20 protein-coding genes and 1 rRNA gene are annotated in these 23,264 nt (G+C 69.6%); 11 read left to right on the top strand and 10 right to left on the bottom strand.

Annotation, left to right across the window (positions count from 1 at the left end):
* Positions 1–67: 67 nt before the first annotated feature.
* From pstA to pstS, 3 genes are all read right to left on the bottom strand, one after another.
* Positions 68–1,123: a phosphate ABC transporter permease PstA gene (gene pstA, locus ACFWXC_RS31915; protein ID WP_384483914.1), complete on the bottom strand. Its 1,056-nt coding sequence runs from the start codon at positions 1,121–1,123 to the stop codon at positions 68–70.
* Positions 1,120–2,127, bottom strand: a complete 1,008-nt coding sequence (gene pstC / locus ACFWXC_RS31910) for a phosphate ABC transporter permease subunit PstC (protein ID WP_384483912.1) — start codon at positions 2,125–2,127, stop codon at positions 1,120–1,122. The genes pstA and pstC overlap by 4 nt, the downstream gene beginning before the upstream one ends.
* A 143-nt stretch (positions 2,128–2,270) precedes the next feature.
* Positions 2,271–3,401, bottom strand: coding sequence for a phosphate ABC transporter substrate-binding protein PstS (gene pstS / locus ACFWXC_RS31905; protein ID WP_384484134.1), 1,131 nt, complete (start codon positions 3,399–3,401; stop codon positions 2,271–2,273).
* Positions 3,402–3,765: 364 nt separating this feature from the next.
* Here pstS and ACFWXC_RS31900 point away from each other — a divergent pair, with 364 nt between their 5' ends.
* Positions 3,766–5,328, top strand: a complete 1,563-nt coding sequence (locus tag ACFWXC_RS31900) for an FAD-binding oxidoreductase (protein ID WP_384483910.1) — start codon at positions 3,766–3,768, stop codon at positions 5,326–5,328.
* A 170-nt stretch (positions 5,329–5,498) separates the two neighbouring features.
* On the opposite strand, the gene ACFWXC_RS31895 is transcribed toward ACFWXC_RS31900, so the two are convergent.
* The 5 genes from ACFWXC_RS31895 to ACFWXC_RS31875 all read right to left on the bottom strand — a co-directional run bounded on the left by ACFWXC_RS31895 (position 5,499) and on the right by ACFWXC_RS31875 (position 10,173).
* Positions 5,499–6,191, bottom strand: coding sequence for a phosphatase PAP2 family protein (locus tag ACFWXC_RS31895; protein WP_384483908.1), 693 nt, complete (start codon positions 6,189–6,191; stop codon positions 5,499–5,501).
* A 193-nt stretch (positions 6,192–6,384) separates the two neighbouring features.
* Positions 6,385–7,404 carry an NlpC/P60 family protein gene (locus tag ACFWXC_RS31890; protein WP_384484132.1) on the bottom strand — a complete coding sequence of 340 codons (1,020 nt, stop codon included), beginning with the start codon at positions 7,402–7,404 and terminating at the stop codon, positions 6,385–6,387.
* 73 nt (positions 7,405–7,477) lie between these two features.
* Positions 7,478–8,248, bottom strand: a complete 771-nt coding sequence (locus ACFWXC_RS31885) for a trypsin-like serine peptidase (RefSeq protein WP_384483906.1) — start codon at positions 8,246–8,248, stop codon at positions 7,478–7,480.
* Between the two features lie 124 nt (positions 8,249–8,372).
* On the bottom strand, positions 8,373–9,134 hold the full coding sequence (locus tag ACFWXC_RS31880; RefSeq protein WP_384483904.1) for an SDR family oxidoreductase: 762 nt from the start codon (positions 9,132–9,134) through the stop codon (positions 8,373–8,375).
* A 130-nt stretch (positions 9,135–9,264) separates the two neighbouring features.
* Entirely contained in the window at positions 9,265–10,173 is a 909-nt protein-coding gene (locus ACFWXC_RS31875) for an oxidoreductase (protein ID WP_384483902.1), read from the bottom strand.
* Between the two features lie 91 nt (positions 10,174–10,264).
* Here ACFWXC_RS31875 and ACFWXC_RS31870 point away from each other — a divergent pair, with 91 nt between their 5' ends.
* The 9 genes from ACFWXC_RS31870 (at position 10,265) to ACFWXC_RS31830 (ending at position 21,700) form a co-directional block, all read left to right on the top strand.
* The gene (locus ACFWXC_RS31870) at positions 10,265–10,867 is read left to right on the top strand and encodes a TetR/AcrR family transcriptional regulator (RefSeq protein ID WP_384483900.1); all 603 of its coding nucleotides are present in this window, start codon (positions 10,265–10,267) and stop codon (positions 10,865–10,867) included.
* Positions 10,868–11,135: 268 nt separating this feature from the next.
* Positions 11,136–12,503 (top strand): peptidase S8, encoded by a 1,368-nt coding sequence (locus ACFWXC_RS31865; protein WP_384483898.1) that lies wholly within the window; start codon positions 11,136–11,138, stop codon positions 12,501–12,503.
* Between the two features lie 370 nt (positions 12,504–12,873).
* Positions 12,874–14,184, top strand: a complete 1,311-nt coding sequence (locus ACFWXC_RS31860) for a peptidase S8 (RefSeq protein ID WP_384483896.1) — start codon at positions 12,874–12,876, stop codon at positions 14,182–14,184.
* A gap of 349 nt (positions 14,185–14,533) precedes the next feature.
* Positions 14,534–14,842, top strand: coding sequence for a hypothetical protein (locus ACFWXC_RS31855; protein ID WP_351328461.1), 309 nt, complete (start codon positions 14,534–14,536; stop codon positions 14,840–14,842).
* A 141-nt stretch (positions 14,843–14,983) separates the two neighbouring features.
* Positions 14,984–15,823 carry a hypothetical protein gene (locus ACFWXC_RS31850; RefSeq protein WP_384483894.1) on the top strand — a complete coding sequence of 280 codons (840 nt, stop codon included), beginning with the start codon at positions 14,984–14,986 and terminating at the stop codon, positions 15,821–15,823.
* Positions 15,813–17,171 (top strand): hypothetical protein, encoded by a 1,359-nt coding sequence (locus tag ACFWXC_RS31845; protein WP_384483892.1) that lies wholly within the window; start codon positions 15,813–15,815, stop codon positions 17,169–17,171. The genes ACFWXC_RS31850 and ACFWXC_RS31845 overlap by 11 nt, the downstream gene beginning before the upstream one ends.
* Positions 17,168–18,727, top strand: a complete 1,560-nt coding sequence (locus tag ACFWXC_RS31840; protein ID WP_384483890.1) for an SCO6880 family protein — start codon at positions 17,168–17,170, stop codon at positions 18,725–18,727. Before ACFWXC_RS31845 ends, ACFWXC_RS31840 begins: the two co-directional genes overlap by 4 nt.
* A 14-nt stretch (positions 18,728–18,741) precedes the next feature.
* Positions 18,742–20,160: an ATP-binding protein gene (locus tag ACFWXC_RS31835; protein ID WP_384483888.1), complete on the top strand. Its 1,419-nt coding sequence runs from the start codon at positions 18,742–18,744 to the stop codon at positions 20,158–20,160.
* A gap of 13 nt (positions 20,161–20,173) precedes the next feature.
* Positions 20,174–21,700 (top strand): type VI secretion protein, encoded by a 1,527-nt coding sequence (locus tag ACFWXC_RS31830; RefSeq protein WP_384483886.1) that lies wholly within the window; start codon positions 20,174–20,176, stop codon positions 21,698–21,700.
* Here the strand turns inward: ACFWXC_RS31830 and ACFWXC_RS31825 are convergent.
* The gene (locus ACFWXC_RS31825) at positions 21,697–22,266 is read right to left on the bottom strand and encodes a GNAT family N-acetyltransferase (protein ID WP_384484130.1); all 570 of its coding nucleotides are present in this window, start codon (positions 22,264–22,266) and stop codon (positions 21,697–21,699) included. The genes ACFWXC_RS31830 and ACFWXC_RS31825 overlap by 4 nt on opposite strands.
* Before the next feature lie 103 nt (positions 22,267–22,369).
* Here ACFWXC_RS31825 and ACFWXC_RS31820 point away from each other — a divergent pair, with 103 nt between their 5' ends.
* Positions 22,370–22,921 (top strand): isochorismatase family protein, encoded by a 552-nt coding sequence (locus ACFWXC_RS31820; protein WP_384483884.1) that lies wholly within the window; start codon positions 22,370–22,372, stop codon positions 22,919–22,921.
* A 63-nt stretch (positions 22,922–22,984) separates the two neighbouring features.
* Here the strand turns inward: ACFWXC_RS31820 and rrf are convergent.
* Positions 22,985–23,101 (bottom strand): 5S ribosomal RNA (gene rrf / locus ACFWXC_RS31815).
* Between the last annotated feature and the right edge of the window lie 163 nt (positions 23,102–23,264).

Genomic DNA, 23,264 nt, shown 5'->3' with positions numbered 1-23,264 from the left:
TGCTTCTTCACTTCCAAAGTCTGGGGGTCGCTGTAGGCCCCACGCGGCGGTAGCCGCACATCAATGCTTAGCGACCGGTCTTCGGGGCCTTCCAGCGGGCGATGCCGCGGGCCACCAGGTTCAGGATCATCACAAAGGCGATCAGCGTGAGCGATGCCGCCCAGGCACGGTCGTACGCCGCGTTGGAGCCGGCGCTGTTCGAGTACTGCTGGTAGATGAACAGCGGCAGCGACGACTGCGCACCCTCGAAGGGGTTGTTGTTGATGAACGGGTTGCCGAACACCAGCAGCAGCACCGGGGCGGTCTCGCCCGCGATACGGGCGATGGCCAGCATGACACCGGTCGTGATACCGCCGATGGAGGTCGGCAGGACCACCTTCAGGATCGTGCGCCACTTCGGCACGCCGAGGGCCAGCGAGGCCTCGCGCAGCTCGTTGGGGACGAGCTTGAGCATCTCCTCGGTGGAGCGGACCACGACCGGCATCATCAGGATGGCCAGGGCGAGGGATCCGGCGAAGCCGAAGGGCTGCATGTCGAAGATCAGCATGAGGCTGAGGATGAACAGACCCGCGACGATCGACGGGATACCCGTCATCACGTCCACGAAGAAGGTGACGGCCTTGGCGAGGCGACCGCGCCCGTACTCGACGAGGTAGACCGCGGTGAGGATGCCGATCGGGGCACCGATCACGGTGGCCAGACCGACCTGCTCCAGGGAGCCGATGATGGCGGCGTAGGCACCACCGCCGGGCTCGGAGTCCTGGACGACGCCCATGGAGTGGCTGAGGAAGTAGGGGTCCAGGACCTTGACACCGCGGGAGATGGTCACCCAGATCAGGGAGACCAGCGGGATCACGGCGACGACGAAGGCGACCCAGACCAGGGAGGTGGCGACGCGGTCCTTGGCCTGGCGCCGGCCCTCGATCTTGGCGGCGATGCCGTAGGTGCCGAAGACGTAGAGGAGGCCGGCGATCAGGCCCCACTGGATCTTGCTGTCCAGGCCACCGACCAGGCCGATGACGATGCCCAGCACGATGGACCCGCCGACGATGGCGTAGGGGGACCACTTGGGGAGGCTGGCGCCGCGCAGGGTGCTCTGGCGCTCGACTGCTGCGGTGCTCATGCGTTGGCCCCCGAGTACTCCGCGCGGCGCTGGATGATGATGCGGGCCGCGCCGTTGACCAGCAGGGTGATGACGAAGAGGACCAGACCGGAGGCGATGAGCGCGTCACGGGCGTCCGGGGTCGCCTCACCGAACTTGCTGGCGATGTTCTGGGCGAAGGTGCCGCCGCCCGGGTTGAGCAGGCTGGCGTGGATGTCGAAGTCCGGGGAGAGCACGGTGGCGACGGCCATCGTCTCGCCGAGCGCGCGGCCGAGGCCGAGCATCGAGGCGGAGATCACGCCGGAGCGCCCGAAGGGCAGCACCGACATGCGGATGACCTCCCAGCGCGTGGCGCCGAGGGCCAGGGCCGCTTCCTCGTGCATCTGCGGGACCTGGCGGAAGACCTCGCGGCTCACGTTGGTGATGACCGGCAGGATCATGATCGCGAGCAGGATGCCGACGGTGAGCATCGTGCGCGGCGCACCGCCGTCCCAGGAGAAGATCCCGGTCCAGCCGAAGTACTTGTCGAGCCAGCCGAACAGGCCGGTCATGTGCGGTACCAGGACCAGCGCGCCCCACAGGCCGTACACGATGGACGGCACCGCGGCGAGCAGGTCGATCACATAGCCGATGGTGCCGCCGAGCCTGCGCGGCGAGTAGTGCGTGATGAACAGCGCGATCGCGACGGCGATCGGGACGGCGATGGCCATGGCGATGATCGAGGAGACGATCGTGCCGAAGGCCAGGACCGCGATGCCGAAGGTCGGCGGGACGAGGTTGGTGTTCCACTCGAAAGTGGTGAGGAAGTTGCCGTGGTCGCGGCTGATCGCGAGGGAGGCACGGTAGGTGAGGAAGACCGCGATCGCGGCCATGATCACCAGCAGCAGGATGCCGGACCCACGGGAGAGACCGAGGAAGACCCGGTCACCTGCCCGGGTGGTACCGCGCGCGTTGCGCTTCCGCTCGGTCGCGCCAGGCTGTGGGGTGGGGGGAGATGCGTCTGTTGTCTGCGTAGATATGTCCATCGGGTTCTCCGGTCTGCGGAGCCGTCCTGAGGGGCGGCTCGGAGGAGCCGCACGCCCCGGCTTGTGGGCGTACGGCTCCGGGCGGCGGTGCACCGGACGGTGCGGCCGGGCTCCTTACGGAACTCGGCCGCACTCGCGGATCTTTAGCTCAGGCCCTCGATGGTGGAGCGGACCTTGGTGATGATCTCGTCGGGGACGGGGGCGTAGTCGATCGTGGAGAGGACCTTCTGGCCGTCCTCGGAGGCGATGTAGCGCAGGAACGCCTTGGTCGCCGGGAGGGTGTCGGCCTTGTTGCCCTTGTCGCAGACGATCTCGTACGTGACCAGGCTGATCGGGTACGCGCCCTCGGCCTTGGTCTTGTAGTCGAGCTGGAGCGCCAGGTCGCTGCCGGTGCCGACGACCTTGGCGGCCGCGATGTCGGCGGTGGCGGACTCGGTGGACGGGGCGACCGGCTTGCTGGCGCCCGTGTCGATGGAGGCGGCCTTGATGCCGTCCGAGACGTAGGAGAGCTCGAAGTAGCCGATGGCACCGGAGGTCTGCTTGACCTGCTGGGCGACGCCCGCGGACTGCGGAGCGGACTGGCCGCCCTTGGCCTGCCAGGCCTTGCCGCCGGAGTAGTTCCAGTTGCTCGGGGTGGTGGCGATCAGGTACTTGGTGAGGTTGTCCGTCGTACCGGACTCGTCCGAGCGGTGGAACGCCTGGATCTTCAGGTCGGGAAGCTTCGCGTCGGGGTTCAGCTTCTTGATCGCCGCGTCGTTCCAGTTGGTGATCTTGCTGTCGAAGATCTTGGCGAGGGTCGGCGCGTCCAGAACCAGGTTGTCGACACCCGGGACGTTGTAACCGATCGCGATCGCGCCGCCGACCATCGGGAGGTCGATGCCCTGGCCGCCGGAGCAGATCTTCTTGGAGGCGGTGACCTCTTCCGGCTTCAGCGCGGAGTCGGAACCGGCGAAGGCGACCTGGCCCTGCGTGAAGGCGGTCACACCGGCGCCGGAGCCGGAGCCCTTGTAATTGATCTGCACACCACATTCCTGGGAGAAGGTCTTCACCCAGGCGTCGATCGCGTTCTTCTGCGCGGAGGAGCCGTCGGCGAGCAGCTGGCCCTTGGCGTCGTCGCACTTGATGGAGCTGGCGTTCGCAGAGGACGAGGGAGTGCTCGAACCGCTGCCGCCACCGTTGTCGTCCGAGCCGCACGCCGTCAGGGCCAGGGCGCCGGAGACAGCGACAGCACCGAGAGACAGGGCGCGCAGCCGGTTCTTGCGCTGAAGCTTCACTTTCGGGAGTTCCTTCCAGAGGCGCCACCTTCGGCGGCGTGCGAAGTAGTCGTGATGGGTGAGGGCCTCCTGACTGGGCATTTAGGACCGCTCACCGCATCGGGTACGGCCGAAATTAGGCAGAACAGGTGAAGCCGCCGATGGCCATAGGTAAACGGAGGGTGAACCCCTGCCGTCAACCCGGTTAGGTCACGGAACGCTTACGGTGAGGGCACGCGCCGGTTCCAACCTCCGGGTTACGCGAACATTTATTCGCCGTTCGCCATCGCAGTCGTTACGACGTCACAGCGTTCGTTACACCGCACGGGAACCCGTGTGCGACGGACGCCGTCTCGTCCCACGAAAGCCGACGAAAGGCACGGGCATGGAACGGCGTACCTTCATATCGGGCGGGGCGGCCGCCCTCGCGGCGACCGCACTGACGGGGTGCAGCTCCGGCGGCACCACCGCATCCCACACGACCGGCGCGCCACTCGCGTCCACATCCTCTCGTACGCCGCTGAAGACCACCAGCGCAGCGGCCGCGGCCAACTGGACCGCCCTGGCCCATGCCCTGGACGGCACCCTGGTCCGCCCCGGCGACGCGAACTGGACGACGGCCCACCAGCTCTACAACACCCGCTTCGACGGACTGAAGCCGTCGGCGGTGGCGTACGTGGCCCACGCCGACGACATCCGCACCACGCTGTCGTACGCCCAGGCCCACGGGCTGAAGATCTCGATCCGCAACGGCGGCCACTCCTACGCCGGCTACTCCTCGGGCGACGGCCGCCTGATCCTCGACGTCTCCAAGCTCAACCGCATCCGGGTCAGCGGCGGCACGGCGGTCGTCGGCGCCGGCTCCAAGCTGATCGACGTCTACCGCGGCCTCGCGGCCAAGGGCGTGACCATCCCGGCGGGCTCCTGCCCCACCGTGGGTGTTTCCGGCCTGGTCCTCGGCGGCGGCCACGGGGTCGCGTCCCGCGCGTACGGCCTGACCTGCGACAGCCTCACCCAGGCGACGCTGATCACGGCGGACGGCACGCAGGTGGTCGCCAACGCGAGCACCAACAAGGACCTCTTCTGGGCACTGCGCGGAGCCGGCAACGGCAACTTCGGCGTCGTCACCGAACTCCAGTTCAAGACCCACCCCACCCCGCAGGCCGTGACCGCGTACCTGACCTGGCCCTGGGCGAAGGCGGCGCAGGTCCTCAAGGCCTGGCAGGAGTGGGGCCCCTCCCAGCCGGACGAGATCTGGTCCTCCCTGCACCTGGAGAACTCGGGCAGCGGCCCGCGCGTCTCCGTCGCCTGCTTCTCGATGGGCACGTACGGCGAACTCCAGAACGCGGTGGACGCCCTCGCCCACAAGGCGGGCGCCAACGCCTCCTCCGTCTCGCTGCGCCGCCACGGCTACGAGGAGGCGATGGAGAGCTACGCCGGCTGCTCCTCCTTCGCCACCGAGCCCCAGTGCCACCTGCCCGGGTCCACGCCGGGCCGCTCCACGTCGGGCAAGCTGGGCCGGGAGACCTACGCGGCCCGCTCCGACTTCTTCGACCGCTCGCTCTCGGCGGCCGGCATCCAGACGGCCCTGCGGCAGATCGGCGCGGTGCGGGGCGGCGCCGGCAGCATCGCCTTCACGGCGCTCGGCGGTGCGGTGAACCGGGTCTCCCCGACCGCGACGGCGTTCGTGCACCGGCGGTCGCGGATGCTGGCGCAGTACATAGTGTCGTGGGGAGCGGGGGCCTCCGGCGGTGCGGGCCAGACGTGGCTGAACGGGGCGCACGCGGCGATGAAGCCGTACGCCTCCGGCGCGGCGTACCAGAACTACACGGACCCGACGCTGGCCGACTGGAAGAAGGCGTACTACGGGGATGCGGCGACGCGTCTGGGCAAGGTGAAGTCGCAGTACGACCCGAAGCGGTTCTTCTCTTCTCCGCAGGGGTTGTAGGGAGTCGTTTTGTCCGCGGGTGCGTGGGGGCTGATCGCGCAGTTCCCCGCGCCCCTTACGGGGCGCTGCCCAGCCGCGCCCTACTCAGCTGCGGGCAATCGTGCCGCACGGCGGCACGGGTGGGCGCGGCGGCACCCTGCCAGCGCCGGTAAGCGAAACCCCCGCCCCGGCTACGCTGCCAGGTCGCGTTCCTCCGGGTCCATCGGCGTACGTGACCCCGGCACCAACCCCACCGTCACCGACCGCCCCCGCACGATCCACCCCACCCTCGGCGACCCCTCCACCGCCTTCATCACCGGAGTCAGCACAGCCGTGGCCAACGGGGAGAGGAGCAGGACGACCGCCGTGCCCAGCGCGAAGCCGCCCACCACGTCCGTCGGGTAGTGCACGCCCATGTACACCCGGCAGAACCCCTCGACCAGCGCCAGCCCTATCCCCGCGAGCCCGAACCTCCGGTTCGCGATGAAGAGTCCGACCCCCAGGGCCATGGTGATCGTCGCGTGGTCGCTCACGAACGAGTAGTCGGTCTTCCCGGAGACCAGGACGTCGAGCCCCTGGTGGGTGAGGAACGGCCGGGGCCGCTCGACGAACCCGCGGATGGGGATGTTCACGAGGACGGCGATCGCGCCGGCGAGCGGCGTCCACACCAGCGCGGCCGTCGTGGCCGCGGCGTCCTCGTCCCCGCGGCGCCGCACGGACCACCAGCACCACACCACCAGCAGCACCATCGCGACCAGCAGCCCGTACTCCCCGACGAACTCCACGGCCCGGTCGAACCAGTGCGGTGCGTCCTTGGCCAGGCCGTTGATGTCGTAGAGCAGGTCGACGTCGGGGTTGGATCCGGATTCGGCGAGTACAGCCATCGTGCCTGCGGCCCCTTCGTCGTCGTCCCGAACGCACCTCGTGTGCGCCGCTCGCTGCCACCCCCGTGGTCGGCTTCGTCAACAGGAACGCACGGTCCCCATCACTACGTTCCAGGTTCCACCGAATGATCACGCAGACGTTATCGAAGAGAGACACAAAGCCCCAGCTCAGGGGGTGGGTTATACGCTCCGTTCACACCGAGGTGGGCAGCGCTTTCGCGCCATCCTCGGTGACCCGGGTGGCTCCGAAGTAGTCGGCGCTGTCGATGGGGTCGAACCGGATGACCGCCCCGGTGTACGGCGCGTCGATCATGTACCCGCCACCGACATAGATCCCCACGTGGTGGATGGCGCGGGAGTTGGTGAGGTCGGTGGAGAAGAAGACCAGGTCCCCCGGGAGCAGTTCCTTGCGCGAGGGGTGCGGACCGGCGTTGTACTGGTCGTTGGCGACGCGCGGCAGCGTGATCCCCACGTGCGCGTACGCCGCCTTGGTCAGCCCCGAGCAGTCGAACCGGCCGCCGTCCTGAGCTGTGCCGTTACCGCCCCAGAGGTAGGGGGTGCCGAGCTTGTTCTGGGCGTACTCGATGGCGCCGGCGGCCTGCTTGGTCGGGGAGAGCCGGCTGACGGGCGCGGCGAAGCTGTCCTCGAGCGTGGTGATCGTCTTGACGTAGTTCTGGGTCTCCTTGTACGGCGGCACACCCTTGTACTTGATGACCGCGTACGCGCCCGCGTTGTAGGCGGCGAGCATGTTGTCGGAGATGTCGCCGGGGACGTCCTTGACGTACGAGGCGAGCTGGCAGTCGTAGGAGGCGGCCGACGGAATCGCGTCATTCGGGTCCCAGACGTCGCGGTCGCCGTCGCCGTCGCCGTCGATGCCGTGGGTGGCCCAGGTCCCCGGGATGAACTGAGCTATCCCCTGCGCGGCCGCCGCGCTCTGCGCCTTCGGGTTGAACCCGCTCTCCTGGTACAGCTGGGCGGCGAGCAGGGCGGGGTTGATGGCGGAGCAGAGGTTGCCCCACTTCTGCACGAGCGTGGAGTAGGCGGCCGGCACGGCTCCCTTGGCCAGCGCCTTGCCGGCACCGCCGGCGCCGCCCAGCAGGTTCCCGGCGACGACGTACACCCCGACGACGAGCAGCATGACGAAGCTCAGCCCGAGCCCGACCGCCGCGCCGCCGATCACCCATACTTTCCGCACGCCCCAACCCTCCCCCATGTCAGGGCTGTTCAACGCCATTTCGGCCGAGAGTGGCGCTATTTCACAGCAAGACGGCGCACATGACGCCGTCTCACCTGCCTGCGGCGTCCTGGTACAGCTCGCCGGCCTCGCTCCCGAGCACGACGCTGTAGGACGTGTCGGCGGTCGAACCGCCCTGCTCGTGCCCGCCCAGCACCCCGACCACCTGATGGTCGCCGTTCACCCAGGGGCTCCCGCTGGTGCCCCCCGTGAACTCGGGGCAGTCGATGCGCTGCTGAGTGGCGCTGTGGGCGACGGGCTTGTTGGTGCAACTGATGGGCACCTCACGGGAGTCGGGATACCCGGTGACGGTGACGGCGGTGGCCCCCGTGGCCATGCCGCTGACGAACCGGTTGGCGCCGGTCACCTCCTCGACCCGCTTGCCGCCCAGTTCGTCCACGACGGCGAAGGCGACGTCACTGTCCTCGTCCTGGCCCTTCGCCCACCCGTCGGGCAGATACCGCCTGCCCACCTTCCACACCCCGTACGGCGCCTGCCCGTCCCGGTACCCCGGCACGAAGACGAGCCCCGTGGTGTCGTCCCCGTCGACGCAGTGCGCGGCGCTGACGATCAGGTCCCGCTGCGGGCTGTGCACGACGGAGGCGGTGCAGAAGTGGTGGCCGGCCAGGCTCCCGGCCTCGTCGGCGGTGAACAGCGCGCCGACCCTCGCGCTCTCCGCGGTCGGCCCGACCACCGCGGTCACCCCGAACGGCCCGGGCCCGTCATCGGCGGCCGCCACGGAGGCCGAGGTGGCGGCCAGCACGACCGCCGCGCCGAGCGCGACACGCCGCGAGGCCGAAGAGATGCGTGAGGTGCGCTTCATCGGGCCCCACTGTGTCCCACAAAGGTGAGAAACGGTTCCCCGCTTCACTGAGATTTACCTGTGAACCGCCCTCACCGCACTCACCGCCGCCGTCACCCGGAGGACAAGAAAACCCTCACCCCGCTCAGAACGTCGTAGTCATCCCGCCGTCCACCGCGATCGTCTGGCCCGTGATGAAGGATGCCGCGTCGCTCGCCAGGAAGACGACGATGCCGGCGATCTCGGCCGGGCGGCCCCAGCGGCCCAGGGCCGTGCGGGTGCGCAGCCACCGCGCCCACTCCGGGTCCTGCGCCAGCTCCGCGTTGACGTCCGTCGCGAACGTGCCCGGTGCCACCGAGTTCACCGTCGTGCCGCTGGGTCCGAGGTCGGCCGCCAGGGCCCGGGTCAGACCGTCGAGGCCCGCCTTCGCCGTGGCGTAGGCGACGTCCCCGGTGCGGCCCAACTGGCCGACGACCGACGAGACGTTGACGATGCGGCCCGGGGTGTCACGGGCCGCCAGGCCCCGGGCGACTGTCTGGCTCAGCGCGTACGCCGAGGTCAGGTGGACGTCGAGCAGCGCGGACAGCTCGTCCGGGGTCATCTCGTGGACCCCGCGCCGGTCGCGGTGGCCCACGTTGTTGACCAGGATGTCGATCGCGCCGAGACCGGTCACCGCGGCCTCGGCGGCCTCCCGGTCGGTCACGTCGAACGCCGCGCCCACCGCGTCGAGCCCCTCGTCGCGGAGCGCCCCGGCCGCCGCCTCCAGCGCCGCCGGGTCACGGCCGTTGAGGATCACCCGCGCACCGGCGCCCGCCAGTCCCCGGGCCATCTCCAGGCCCAGTCCGCGCACGGAGCCGGTCACCAGGGCCGTACGCCCGTCGAGCGCGAAGTCCACGCCCCCGCTCATCCGGCCACCTCCCGGAGAACCGTCGTATCCGCTCACCGTATCCGGCGGGCGCGGACGGACCGACGGGCGTCCGGGTACTGGAAGAAGTACTGGAAGAAGGTGTGCCGGGCCGTGGTGCACCGAGTCCCGGTCACACGGCTTCGACCCCGAGCGGCCAGGTCACCCCCGTCATCTCCTCCGACAGCGTCCACAGCCTGCGGGCCGCCACCGGGTCGCTCGCCGCCGCGCTCCGGCCGGCCAGCGCCGGTGCGCCCCGCATCTCGCCGAGGCCGCTCGGGCCGACGTAGCTGGCGCCGGGCAGGTCCTGGGTCGCCGCGTACAGCGTGGGGAGGGTGCCCCCGCGGTCGTCCTGGGCGACGAGCAGGTTGCCGAGGCGCATGCCGAGCCGGGCGAGCGGGTTGGCGGTGTGGCTCTGGAGGTTGGTGGCCGCGTAGCCGGGGTGGGCGGCCAGTGCGCGGACCGGGGAGCCGGCCTCCGTCAGACGGCGCTGGAGCTCCAGGGTGAACAGGAGGTTCGCCAGTTTGGACTGGGCGTAGGCGCGGGTCGGGCTGTAGGTGCCGCGCAGGTTGACGTCGGCGAAGTGGATCACGCCGTCGCCGCCGCGGTGCAGCCCGGAGGAGACCGTCACCACCCGGTCCGTGAGATACGGCAGCAGCAGGTTCGTCAGCGCGAAGTGCCCCAGGTGGTTCGTGCCGAACTGCATCTCGAAGCCGTCCTTGGTGGACTGCTCCGGGAGCATCATCACGCCGGCGTTGTTGATCAGGAGGTCCAGCGGCCGGTCCCAGCCCGCCGCGAACTCCCGTACCGAGGCCAGGTCCGCCAGGTCCAGGCGGCGCACCTCCGTGCTGCCGGACACCTTCGCCGCGGCCGCGCGCCCGCGCTCCGGGTCCCGTACCGCGAACACCACGTGCGCGCCGGACCGGGCCAGCGCGTCCGCGGCGGTGAAGCCGATGCCGCTGTTGGCACCGGTGACCACGGCCGTACGGCCGGAGAGGTCGGGGAGACGGGACGCGTTCCATGTGCCAGTTTTCTCAGCCATGCCCGCCAATGTAGGCGCCGCCTACAATGCTGTCAATGACAACAAAGATGGCAACGCCAACAAAGCTGACGGCGCCAACATCCGGGTTACGATGACGCCCATGCCGCAAAGCCGCCCCTACCACCACGGAGACCTGCGCGCCGCCCTGCTCGCCAGCGCCGAACGCACCCTGCGCGAGAAAGGTGCCGCCGCGCTGTCCCTGCGCGAACTGGCCCGCGACATCGGGGTGAGCCACGCCGCCCCCGGCCGGCACTTCAAGGACAAGCAGGCCCTGCTGGACGCGCTCGCGCTCAACGGGTACGGCCGCCTCAACCAGGGCCTGGAGTCGGCGGACGATCCGGACGCCCCCCTGGAATCGCGCATCGTCACGCTCGCCCGGACCTATCTGACCTTCGCCGTCGAGAACCCGGAACTGCTGGAGCTGATGTTCTCCCGCAAGCACGACCCGGACATCTCCACGCCGCTGGCCGAGGCGGTCGACCGCTCCCTGGGCTCCTTCGTGCGGCTGCTCGCCGACGCGCAGCGGCGCGGCGAGATCGTCGACGGCGACCCGGAGCGCATCACGCTCGTCGCCGCGTCCACCATCCACGGCCTGGCCGCCCTGGTCGCCAACTGCACGCTCCCGGCGGACGAGGCACTGGCCGGCCTGGACGATCACGTCCATCTCCTGCTGCACGGCCTGAAGCCCCGCTGACCGCTCGGTACGCCCCGATCAACGCGCATTGACCCACCGCCGCCGGCGCCCCCAGGTCAACCGAACCCCAACTTCCGGCCATCCGCGGCCCAATGATCAGTAACCCCAGGCCGCCCTTCAGTAACGCGGAAGTCAGGATTCCGAAACCCGTCTTGTTGTCGCGTACCCAACAACGCGATGGTCGTCGCGGGCCGCCGCCCCCACCGGCAATCACACCGGTGGCCCCCACCCGCAGGCCTCTCCCCCCCCTCTTCCAGGAGGCTGTACGTTGCGTACGACCACCCCCGACACCCCCCACATACGCGGCAGATGGCGCCGCGTCGGCTCGGCAGCCGCGGCCACCGCCGCCCTGCTCGTCGCCGGACTCGGCACCGCGGCGCACGCCACCGCGGCCACCGCCACCACGACCCACAAGGTCAGCGCCAAGGCCGTCGCCGCCCAGGTCGCCAAGGCCCATGTCCAGTACGAGAAGGCCGGCTGCGGCGCCACCCCGAAGAAGGGCTTCGCCGCGTGCGACGCCCTGCGGGTCACCGGCGGCACCACCGCCTTCATGGAGAAGCAGGCCGCGCTCAAGGGCGTGACGCCGAAGACCGTCAAGCCGGACGCCGCCTCCGACTCCCCCACCGGATACGGCCCTTCGGACCTCCAGTCGGCCTACGGCCTGGCCTCCGCCGCCGCCTCGAACGGCTCGGGCGAGACGGTCGCGATCGTCGACGCGTACGACGACCCGAACGCCGAGGAGGACCTGGCCACCTACCGGTCGTACTACGGCCTGTCGAACTGCACCACCGACAACGGCTGCTTCAAGAAGGTCAGCCAGACAGGCTCCACCACCTCCCTCCCCACCGCCGACAGCGGCTGGGCCGGTGAGGAGTCCCTGGACCTCGACATGGTCAGCGCGACCTGCCCGAACTGCAACATCCTGCTCGTCGAGGCCAAGTCGGCCTCCGACGCCAACCTGGGCACCGCGGTGAACGAGGCCGTCAAGCTGGGCGCCAAGTTCGTCTCCAACAGCTACGGCGGCGCCGAGTCGTCGTCGGACACGTCGTACGACACCTCGTACTACAAGCACGCGGGCGTGGCCATCACCGCGAGCGCCGGTGACGAGGGCTACGGCGCCGAGTACCCGGCCGGCTCCCGCTACGTGACCGCCGTCGGCGGCACCGCCCTCAAGACCTCCTCCACCAGCCGCGGCTGGACCGAGAGCGTCTGGAAGACCAGCTCCACCGAGGGCACCGGCTCCGGCTGCTCCGCCTACGACGCCAAGCCCACCTGGCAGACCGACACCACCTGCACCAAGCGCATGATCGCCGACGTCTCCGCGGTCGCCGACCCGGCCACCGGCGTCTCCGTCTACGACAGCTACGGCTCCGACGGCACCGGCTGGAACACCTACGGCGGCACCAGCGCCTCCTCGCCGATCATCGCCTCGGTCTACGCCCTGGCCGGCACCCCGGGCAGCAGCGACTACCCGGCCCAGTACCCGTACGCGGCGGCCGGCACCTCCGCCCTGAACGACGTGACGAGTGGATCCAACGGCTCGTGCTCCACGTCGTACTTCTGCACCGCCAGGTCGGGCTACGACGGCCCGACCGGCTGGGGCACCCCGGAAGGGACCGACGCCTTCACCGGCTAGGCCCCGGCAGGACCTCCCCGTCGGGTCACGGGGAGCCGCCACCGTGAGGGGGACGTGGGGTCCCCTCGGCGGCACAGAAAGGAAAACGGGTCACGGCAGCCGGCCGTGACCCGTTTTTCGCGCCCCGGGCACCTTGGCAACGCCCGTGAAAATCCTGTGCGTTGGGTCAACCACCCGTCACCCACAGGACAACGGGCGGCCATCGACGGGTCACGCGAACGCCCCGTTCGGCAATGCGGAAGTCATGATTCCTGAAGCCTCTTGTTGTCGCGTACTCAACAAAGGATTCTCATCGCGCACCACCACGCACCAGATCGCACCCGCACCGCCCCTGTTCCTCCCCCATACCGGAACTCAGGAGGCTGCACGCATGCGTTCCACTCCCCCCAACAGACCCTCCATACGCGGTAGCTGGCGCCGACTCGGCACAGCGGCGGCGGCCACGGCCGCACTGCTGCTCACCGGATTCGGCACCGCCGTCCAGGCCGACGCGGCACCTTCCGTCTCCTCCGCCAAGGTGACCTACGCCGCAACCCCCTGTGCCACCCCCAAGCACACGGGCGAACTCGCCTGCAACTCCTACCGCGTCACCGGCGGCCTCACCGCCGCCCAGAAGCAGCAGGCCGCGAAGACCGGCATCACCCCCAAGGCCGCCGACGCGTCCACCCCCTCCGGCTACAGCCCGACCAACCTCCGGGCGGCCTACGGCCTGACCTCCGCAGCCGCCTCCAACGGCTCGGGCGAGACCATCGCGATCGTCGACGCGTACAACGACCCCAACGCCGAGACCGACCTCGCGACCTACCGCTCGTACTACGGCCTCTCCGCCTGCACGACGGCCAACGGCTGCTTCAAGAAGGTCAGCCAGACCGGCTCGACGACCTCGCTGCCCTCGTCCGACGCCGGCTGGTCCGAGGAGATCTCCCTCGACCTCGACATGGCCTCCGCGATCTGCCCGAACTGCAACATCCTGCTCGTCGAGGCGACCAGCGCCACCATGGCCAACCTGGGCACCGCGGTGAACGAGGCGGTCACCCTGGGCGCCAAGTTCGTCTCCAACAGCTACGGCGGCAGCGAGTCCTCGTCCGACACCTCGTACGACTCCTCGTACTTCAACCACACCGGTGTCGCCATCACCGTCTCCGCCGGTGACAGCGGCTACGGCGCCGAATACCCGGCCGCCTCCAAGTACGTCACCTCCGTCGGCGGCACCAAGCTCGCCACCTCCTCCACCACCCGTGGCTGGACCGAGACGGTGTGGAAGACGTCGAGCACCGAGGGCACCGGCTCCGGCTGCTCCTCCTACGACGCCAAGCCCACCTGGCAGACCGACACCACCTGCACCAAGCGCATGATCTCGGACGTCTCCGCGGCGGCCGACCCGGCGACCGGCGTCTCCGTCTACGACTCCTACGGCGTCACCGCCGGCTGGTACACCTTCGGCGGCACCAGCGTCTCCGCGCCGATCATCGCCGGCGTCTACGCCCTGGCCGGCACCCCGTCCAGCGGCTCCTACCCGGCCAAGTTCCCGTACAGCTACGCCGGCACCTCGTACCTCAACGACGTGACCAGCGGCAACAACGGCACCTGCACCACCTCGTACTACTGCACCGCCACGACCGGCTACGACGGTCCGACCGGCTGGGGCACCCCGGAGGGCACCACGGCCTTCACGGGCTGACACGACCTCAGGAAGCCAGTGGGCCCCGGCCGGTGCCGGGGCCCACTGGCCATTTCCCCATGACTACCGTGAGAACATCGTCTCGACCCCTCACCCGACCGGCCGCCATCAAACGTGCCAGGTCATAGAAGGGGTCAACGACGGAACCACACGACAGGTTCCGCTCAGGCCTCATTGCCCGGCGTGACCTGCCGTGATACACAGAGTGACCGTACGAGCCCTTCGTACGAAACCCGCCAATCGATGACGTCAAGTCGACATACTCCGGCGACGTTTTCGGCGAGAATGATGCGTGACCTCTGCACCCGGCAGGGGCGAACGGAACTACCCACCAGGGGCGGTGACTTACGTGTTCTATGCGGCCGACAAGGGAGACATCAACACCATCATCGGCGGGATCGCTCCGGACTGGGGCCCCTTCGGCAGCCTGGGCAACGAGGCGAAGACGATGATCCAGGTGGTCATGGCCGTCGCCATCCTGCTCTGCCTCGGCATCGCCGTCTGGGGCGCCGCCAAACAGCGCATCGGCGCCACGGCCCTCCGCGACACCTTCAGTGCCGAACAGGGCAAGGGCCTCATCATCGCCGGACTGACCGGAGTCTTCATCATCGGCTCACTCGGCACCCTGTTCACGATCGTGTACGGCATGGCCGTCTAGCCAATCTGCACCTCCCTTTCCCCCGCTCCGAGGTTGCGTTTCCCTGATGTCGAGTCACCACACCGCGCCCGCGCGGGAACCAGCACGGCTACCGTCGTACTACTACGCGTTCCGGTACGACGTGGAGGGGGAGTACGCGGCATGAGCCTCGGAGACGAGCCCGGCTACCCGGATACGGGCCACACCCGCACCCGCCTGCCCGAGAGCGACCCGTACGGCGGCGCGTCCCGCCGCGGCGGCCGCTCCTCCTCCAGAAGCCTGGTCACCGTCGTCGGCGTGGTCGTCCTCCTCATCGCAGCGATCGCCTTCGCGAACAGGGGCGGGGACGACAACTCCTCGTCGGCCACGGGCACCGGAAGCGGCAGCGGCAGCGGGGGCCAGCCGAAAACGTCGTCAACGGCGGCGAGCGGCACGAAGCCGGTGGAGACGAAGAGCGGAGAGGGAATCCCGACCGGGTTCGCACACAGCTCGCAGGGGGCGCAGAGCGCGGCGGCGAACTACGCGACGGTGCTCGGCTCCGACAGCATGTTCAACACGGCCAAGCGGCATGCGATCGTGCAGACCATCGCCGACCCCGCCACCATGAACAGCCAGCAGTCCGGATTCGACTCCGACTACTCTGCCGACTTCCTCAAGAAAGCCGGCCTCACCGCCGACGGCACCGCGCCCTCCGGCAGCACGTTCGTCAGCCGCACGCTGCCGGTCGGCACCGAGGCCACGTCGTACAGCGACGACGCGGCCACCGTCGAGGTCTGGTGCAACGGTCTGTTCGGCATCGCGGGCACCGGCTCGACCAGCCCCGTGACCAGCAACTGGTTCACCGTCACCATGAAGCTCAACTGGAGCGGTGGGGACTGGAAGGTCCTGGAATCCAGCCAGAAGACCGGCCCGACCCCGGTCACCGGCGACAACCCCGTGTCCGGGTCCGACGAGATCAGCAAGGCGGTCCAGGAGTTCGGAGGGTTCACCTATGCTCGCTAGCCAGCACCGCGCGCTCAAACTCACCGCCCTGGTGGCCTCCGTGCAGGCCTCCGTCGTCCTCCTGGCCACCAGCGCCTTCGCGGACCCCTCACCGGGCGCCTCGCCTTCCGCTAGCCCCTCTCCCACGGAGAGCGGCGGCAACTGCGCGGGAATGACCGGTCCGTCCCTGCAGCTCTGCGAAAGCGGCTCCGGCGGCAGCACCGGCGGCTCCACCACCGACCCCCTCACCTCCACCCTCGACCCCCTCTCCTCGCTCGCCCAGGGCTGTGCCAAGGCCGCCTCCTGGACCGTCGACAAGCTCAGCGACGCCGTGAAGGAGACCGCGAACGTCGACTTCACCAACGAGAAGTTCCTCCAGCAGTACGCCGTCGTCTTCGCCGCGTCGACGATCCTCACCCTCCTCCTGTGGCTGCTGGCCGTGGCCAAGCGGGCCGTACGCGGGGTCCCCCTCAGCACCGCCATCTCCGAAGCCGTCGGCTTCCTCTGGCTGACGGTGCTGGCGTCCGCCTTCACGCCCCTCATCCTCTACACCGTCGTATCGGCCGCCGACGGCGTCACCGACGTCCTCGCCAAGACCACCGGCAACCAGACGGACACGTTCTTCGGTACCTTCTCCGGCGCCCTCAGCAAGGGCGACGACATCGGCGGCGGCCCGATCATGCTGATCGTCGTCTCCCTGGTCAGCATCCTCGCCGCCGGCGTCCTCTGGCTGGAGCTCGTCATCCGGGCCGCCCTGCTCTACGTCGGCGCCCTCCTCGGCACCGTCGTCTACGCCGGCCTCGTCGACAAGAACCTGTGGGGCCACGTCCGCCGCTGGGCCGGCATCATGATCGCCGTCATCCTCGTCAAACCGGTCATCGTGATAGTGCTCGGCCTCGCCGGCGCCCTGTCCTCCGACGGCGGCCCCGACGCCTTCTCCGCCGTCGTCTCCGGCCTCGCCATCATCCTGCTCGCCATCTTCGCCAGCGCGATGATCTACCGCTTCGTCCCCGGCTTCGGCGACGAGATCGCGGCCGGCCGCAACAACCGCATCATGCAGGGCGCCGAGGGCAAGGCCGCCGCCGTCATCAGCAGCCCCGCCAACCTGGTCGCCCAGGGCATCAGGACGCACAGCGCCCGCGCCGACAACAACGGCGGCGGGGGCGGGGGCGGCGGTTCCGCCTCCTCCGGTGCCCGCCCGTCCAACCCGGCCTCCGGCGGCGTCGCCGCGCACAGCACGCGCACCCCGAACAGTGGTGGCGGCGGATCTGTCCCCTCCGCCGCACCCGCACCCCGCGCGCCCAGCCCGATGAACACCCCGCACGCCGGCAACACCCGCAACAACAGCTCGGGAGGTGAAGGGCGTTGACGACCGAGTCCCATCTGTCCCATCCGATCACGCCCCGCCGTACGTATCTGATCGGCCGCGCCCGGCCGAACGCGATCGTCGGCCGGAACCGTGAATCCGGCGAGATCGTGCTGATCATCGCGGGCGCGTTCCTCGGCATGATGTGCGGGCTCCTCGTCCCGGTCCTCTCCCTGCGGATCGTGCTCCTCATGGGCTTCCCACTGCTCGCGCTGGCCGCGGTCTACGTGCCGTACAAGCGCCGCACGTTCTACAAGTGGTTCGAGATCAACCGCAGTTTCAAGCGCACCCTGCGCCAGGGCACGGTCTACCGCTCCACCGCCGCCGAGGCCGGCACCCGGATCGACGGCCGCGAGGTCGAGGTCGGCCCGCCGCCCGGCATCGGCCGGATCAGCTGGCTCGCCGCCCCGTTCGGCCCGGACGAGATCGCCGTCCTGCTCCACGCCGACCGCAAGACCGTCACCGCCGCCATCGAGATCGAGGGACCCGGCGTCGGCCTGCGCGACTCCGAGGACCAGGAAGCCCTCGTCGACCGCTTCGGCACCCTCCTCAAGCACGTGGCCAACGGCGACGGCTTCGTCACCCGCCTCCAGATGCTCGCCCGCACCCTCCCCGCCGACCCCGACGCCCACGCCAAGGACGTCGCCCAGCGCGGCGACGAGAAGGCCCCGGGCTGGCTGTCGCAGTCGTACGACCAGCTGCAGTCCATGGTGTCCACCAGCAGCGAGCAGCACCGCGCCTACCTCGTCGCCTGCATGCACTACTCCCGCGAACTGGCCGCCGAGGCCCAGGCGATGGCCCGCGCGGCCCGTCCCCAGGCCGGCCGCAAGCTGGACCGCGACGCCGGTCTCGCGGTCGTCATGGCCCGCGAGCTCACCGACATCTGCTCCCGCCTCCAGGAAGCGGACATCCGCGTCCGCCAGCCCCTCGGCCAGGGCCGTCTCTCCTCCCTCATCCACTCCATGTACGACCCGGACCACCCCATCGACCACATCCAGGCGATGACCCAGCGCAACGCCTGGCCGGCCGAACTGGACGCCATGGAGCCGACGTTCCTCCAGGCGAAGACCCGCGAGTCGAGCACCCGCGAGCCCTGGTGCCACGCCACGGCCTGGGTGAAGGAGTGGCCGATGACCCCCGTCGGCGTCAACTTCCTCGCGCCCCTCCTCGTCCACACCCCCGACGTCATCCGCACGGTGGCGGTCACCATGGACCTCGAACCCACCGAGGTCGCCATCGAGCGCATGCTCACGGAGAAGACCAACGACGAGGCGGAGGCATCCCGCGCCGCCAAGATGAACCGGACCGTCGACCCCCGCGACATCGCCGCCCACAACCGCCTCGACCAGCGCGGCGAGGACCTGGCCAGCGGCGCGGCCGGCGTCAACCTGGTCGGCTACATCACCGTCTCCTCCCGTAACCCGGAAGCCCTCAACCGCGACAAGCGCACGATAAGGGCGTCCGCCGGAAAGTCGTACCTGAAACTGGAGTGGTGCGACCGTGAGCACCACCGCGCCTTCGTGAACACACTTCCCTTCGCCACCGGAATCCGAAGGTAGAGGCTGATGCGCTGATGAGGGACCCGCTGTCCGTCCTCACCGAAGCCTTCACGTCCTTCCTGTTCGGGAAGGTCGAGACGACCCGCTCCCCGGTCCGCACCTCCACCGGCCAGGCCCAGGCGGTCTACCTCCCCACGGCCGCCCCCGGCCTGGGCGACTCGGGCGTGATCATCGGCCGCGAGGTGTACTCCGGCAAGGGCTACATCTACGACCCGTTCCAGCTCTACGGCCAGCAGCTCCCGGCCCCGCACTGGCTGGTCCTCGGCGAGTCCGGAAACGGCAAGTCGGCCCTGGAGAAGACCTACGTCCTGCGGCAGCTGCGCTTCCGCGACCGCCAGGTCGTCGTCCTGGACGCCCAGGGCGAGGACGGCGTCGGCGAGTGGAACCTCATCGCGGAAGAGCTGGGGATAACACCCATCCGGCTCGACCCGACGGCGGCCCTGAACCACGGCATCCGCCTGAACCCCCTGGACCCGTCGATCACGACGACGGGCCAGCTCGCGCTGCTCCGCACCATCATCGAAGTGGCGATGGGCCACGGCCTCGACGAACGCTCGGGCTTCGCCCTGAAGGTCGCCCACTCCTACGTCAACGAGACGATCCTGGACCGCCAGCCGGTCCTGACGGACATCGTCGAGCAGCTACGGCACCCCGAGCCGGAGTCCGCGGAAGCGATGAACGTCGCCATAGACGACGTACGCGCCTGGGGCCTGGACGTCGCCCTGGTCCTGGACCGCCTGGTCGACGGTGACCTGCGCGGCATGTTCGACGGCCCGACCACGGTCGGCATCGACCTCGACGCGCCCCTCATCGTCTTCGACCTCTCCCACATCGACCGCAACTCCATCGCCATGCCCATCCTGATGGCGATCGTCGGCGTGTGGCTGGAGCACACCTGGATCCGCCCCGACCGGAAGAAGCGCATCTTCCTGGTCGAGGAGGCCTGGCACATCATCAACAGCCCCTTCGTGGCCCAGCTCTTCCAGCGCCTGCTGAAGTTCGGCCGCCGCCTCGGCCTCTCCTTCGTCGCGGTCGTCCACCACCTCTCCGACGTCGTCGACGGCGCGGCGGCGAAGGAGGCGGCGGCGATCCTGAAGATGGCGTCGACACGGACGATCTACGCCCAGAAGGCGGACGAGGCCCGCGCCACCGGCCGGGTGCTGGGCCTCCCACGCTGGGCGGTGGAGATCATCCCCACCCTCACCCCCGGCATCGCCGTCTGGGACGTCAACGGCAACGTCCAGGTGGTCAAACACCTGATCACCGAGACGGAACGCCCGCTCGTCTTCACCGACCGCGCGATGACCGAGTCGTCCGCCGACCACCTCGCCGCCGCCGACGACGCCCTGCGCGCCGCCGAACTGGAGGCGGAGGAACGGGCGGCGGCCTTCGTCGAACAGCACCTCGGCGACTCGGAATCCACGGTGGCGTAGGGAGGACCCGATCGTGAGACCGGACCCCCGGCAGGAGCGCGAACAGCAGAGCGGCGGCGGCATCCCCGACGGCCTGCTGGTCGGCATACTCGCGTTCCTGCTCGGCATCACGGTCATGGTGTGGACGGCGACCGGCCTGGCGGCCTGGTTCTCCCACGGCACCTGGCCGCCGACCGTCAACCTGTCCCACACCCCGCCCGCGATGCGCCACCTCATCGGCGAACCGCACGACATCACGGGCGCCTGGCCGGACACACCTGCGGCCCAGCTGTCGGGATGGGGCCTGTTCTGGGGCCTGTTCATCGGCCAGCTGATGATCCTGCTGGTCCTGACGGTCTTCGTGATGGGGACGGTGGCGAGATGGCGCGCGGGGAGAAGAAGACGGACGGCGGAGAAGCACGCGCCTACGACAACGCCGGTTCCGGAACCACGCACAGAACCGGAACCGAGGCCGACGCCGACGCCGACCGCCCACGAGACGACCGCCCCGCAGACGACCGTCCTCGAGTCAACGGTCCCCGAACCGGAAGTCGAACACGCGGCCGGAGTTCACACCGTCGTGGCCCCCGCCGGCTTCTACGCCCACCCCGCTGCCAACGGTGACCAGGTGGGCGGGTGGACGAAAATCCACATCGCCCCCAGAGACACCCGCCACACCACCGCGGCCCAGGCCATCCGCGACGCGGCCGGCCCCACCCTCACCGTCACCTCGAACCCCGCCCTCTGGTCCGACACCAAGGACGCCCGGGCCAAACTCGGCCCGGTCCTCCTCTACGACCCGAACCACCTCTGCGACACCCCGGCCCGCTTCCACTGGTCCCCCACGGCCGACTGCGAGGACAAGCAGACCGCGGTCCTGCGCGCCCAGGCACTCCTGACCCCCGTGAAACCCACCGCCAAGATCGACCAGGCGGTCACCGACACGGCCGAAACGCTCCTGCGCAGCTACCTGCACGCCGCCGCCCTGGAGAACCGCACGATCCGCCACGTCCACCGCTGGGCCCAGGGCACCGGCGTCCAGGACGCCGTACGCACCCTCCGCACCCACCCGAAGGCGGCCCCCGGCGCGGCCGGCGAACTCGAAGCCGCACTCACCTCGCACCCCGAACGCCGGGACATCGCCCAGGAGCTGACGGCCCGGGCACTCGCCGCCCTCTTCACGGTCAACATCCGCGAGGCCTGCACACCCAACCGATCCGACGCCCTCGCCCTGGATTCCTTCGTGGCCGAAGGGGGCACGCTTTATGTGGTCGGTGAATCCATCGAGGACCCCAGGACCAACCCCGGCGCGATGCCCCTCCTGACGGCCCTCGTCTCCAGCGTGGTCGAGCGCGGCCGGCGCATGGCCGAACGGTCATCCTCCGGTCGGCTCGACCCACCACTGACCCTGGTCCTGGACGACGTCGCGGCAGTGGCTCCACTCCCCCAGCTCCCCGACCTGCTCGCCACCGGCGTCGACCGGGGCCTGCCGACCCTCGCCCTGCTCCGCTCCCACGAACAGGCCCGCTCCCGCTGGCCACACCGGGAACTGCCGGTCTAACCGCGCCCGTGGGCCGGCCACTCCAGAACGAACTCCACCTCGTTCTCCGCCTCGTCCTTGACGAACGGCACGAGGACACCGCTCGGCACGAACCCCGCCTTGCGGTATGCCCCTTGGGCCCGCGCGTTCTCCTCGTGCACCAGCAGCCGCACCCGCTCGGCACCCTGTTCCCGCGCCCACGCCACACCGGCGTCGAACAGCGCCTTGATCAGCCCGCTCCCCCGGTGCTCGGGCCGCACGAACACCCCGACCACATGCCCTTGCCGCCGCTCGACCGGAGCTCCGGCCCAGTCCGTCGACCCGGCCTCCTCGACGAGCACGGTCACACTCCCGGCCCACACCCCGTCCGCCGTCTCGGCGATGAACTGCCGCGCACCGCTCGGCTCCTGGGCCGACCGCGCGGCCCGCTCCTGATAGAAGGAGTCCGGCCGGGCCGCGGCGTCCTCATAGCTCTCCAGGAACGCGATACGCGCCACCGGGTCCCGCAACGCGACGAGCCGCAGCCGCTTCACGTCCTCCCACTCCTCGGCCCGTATCGCACGAACAACGTAATCACCGCTGGTCATCGCACTCATACGGCCACGGTAGCCGCCACCGACCGCCCCCCTCACCTCGTTTACGACGCTCACACAAGGCCTGTTGTCAGTGCTCCCGCCTACTGTGGACGCCATGACGACTCTGCCGAACCGACCGAACACCGCCCTGCTGATCGTGGATGTGCAGAACGGGGTGGTGGACAGCTCCCACAACCGCGACGAGGTCATCGCCAACATCAACACCCTGATCGCCAAGGCCCGTTCCGAGGCGGTCCCGGTGGTCTGGGTCCAGCACGCCAGCGACGAGCTGAAGCCGGACAGTGCCGCTTGGCAGTACGTTCCGGAGCTCACCCGCGAGGAGGCCACCGAGCCCCTCATCCACAAGCGCTACGGTGACTCCTTCGAGGACACCGAGCTGGAGTCCGTCCTGGCCGAACACGGCGTGGGCCGCGTGGTCGTCACGGGCGCCCAGACCGACGCCTGCATCCGCTCCACCCTGCACGGAGCGATGGTCCGCGGGTACGACGCGACCCTGGTCGGCGACGCCCACACCACGGAGGACCTCACCGCGTACGGCGCGCCGGCCCCGGAACTGGTCATCTCGCACACGAACCTGTACTGGCAGTGGCAGGAAGCCCCCGGCCGAAAGGGCGGCACGGTCGGCACAGCGGACGTGACGTTCTAGCCGAACCATGCCCGTAAATGCAGAAAGGCCCACGCCATATGGCGTGGGCCTTTCCTAAAATTTGTTCGGCGGTGTCCTACTCTCCCACAGGGTCCCCCCTGCAGTACCATCGGCGCTGTAAGGCTTAGCTTCCGGGTTCGGAATGTAACCGGGCGTTTCCCTCACGCTATGACCACCGAAACACTATGAAACTGTTTCAGCCGCACCATGCCGTGACCTGGCATGGGGCTGTTCGTGGTTTCAGAACCAACACAGTGGACGCGAGCAACTGAGGACAAGCCCTCGGCCTATTAGTACCGGTCACCTCCACACCTCACGGTGCTTCCAGATCCGGCCTATCAAC

The organism is Streptomyces sp. NPDC058683 (genome assembly GCF_042716195.1).
Lineage (GTDB): Bacteria > Actinomycetota > Actinomycetes > Streptomycetales > Streptomycetaceae > Streptomyces.
This window is presented reverse-complemented; position numbering and strand designations above follow the sequence as displayed.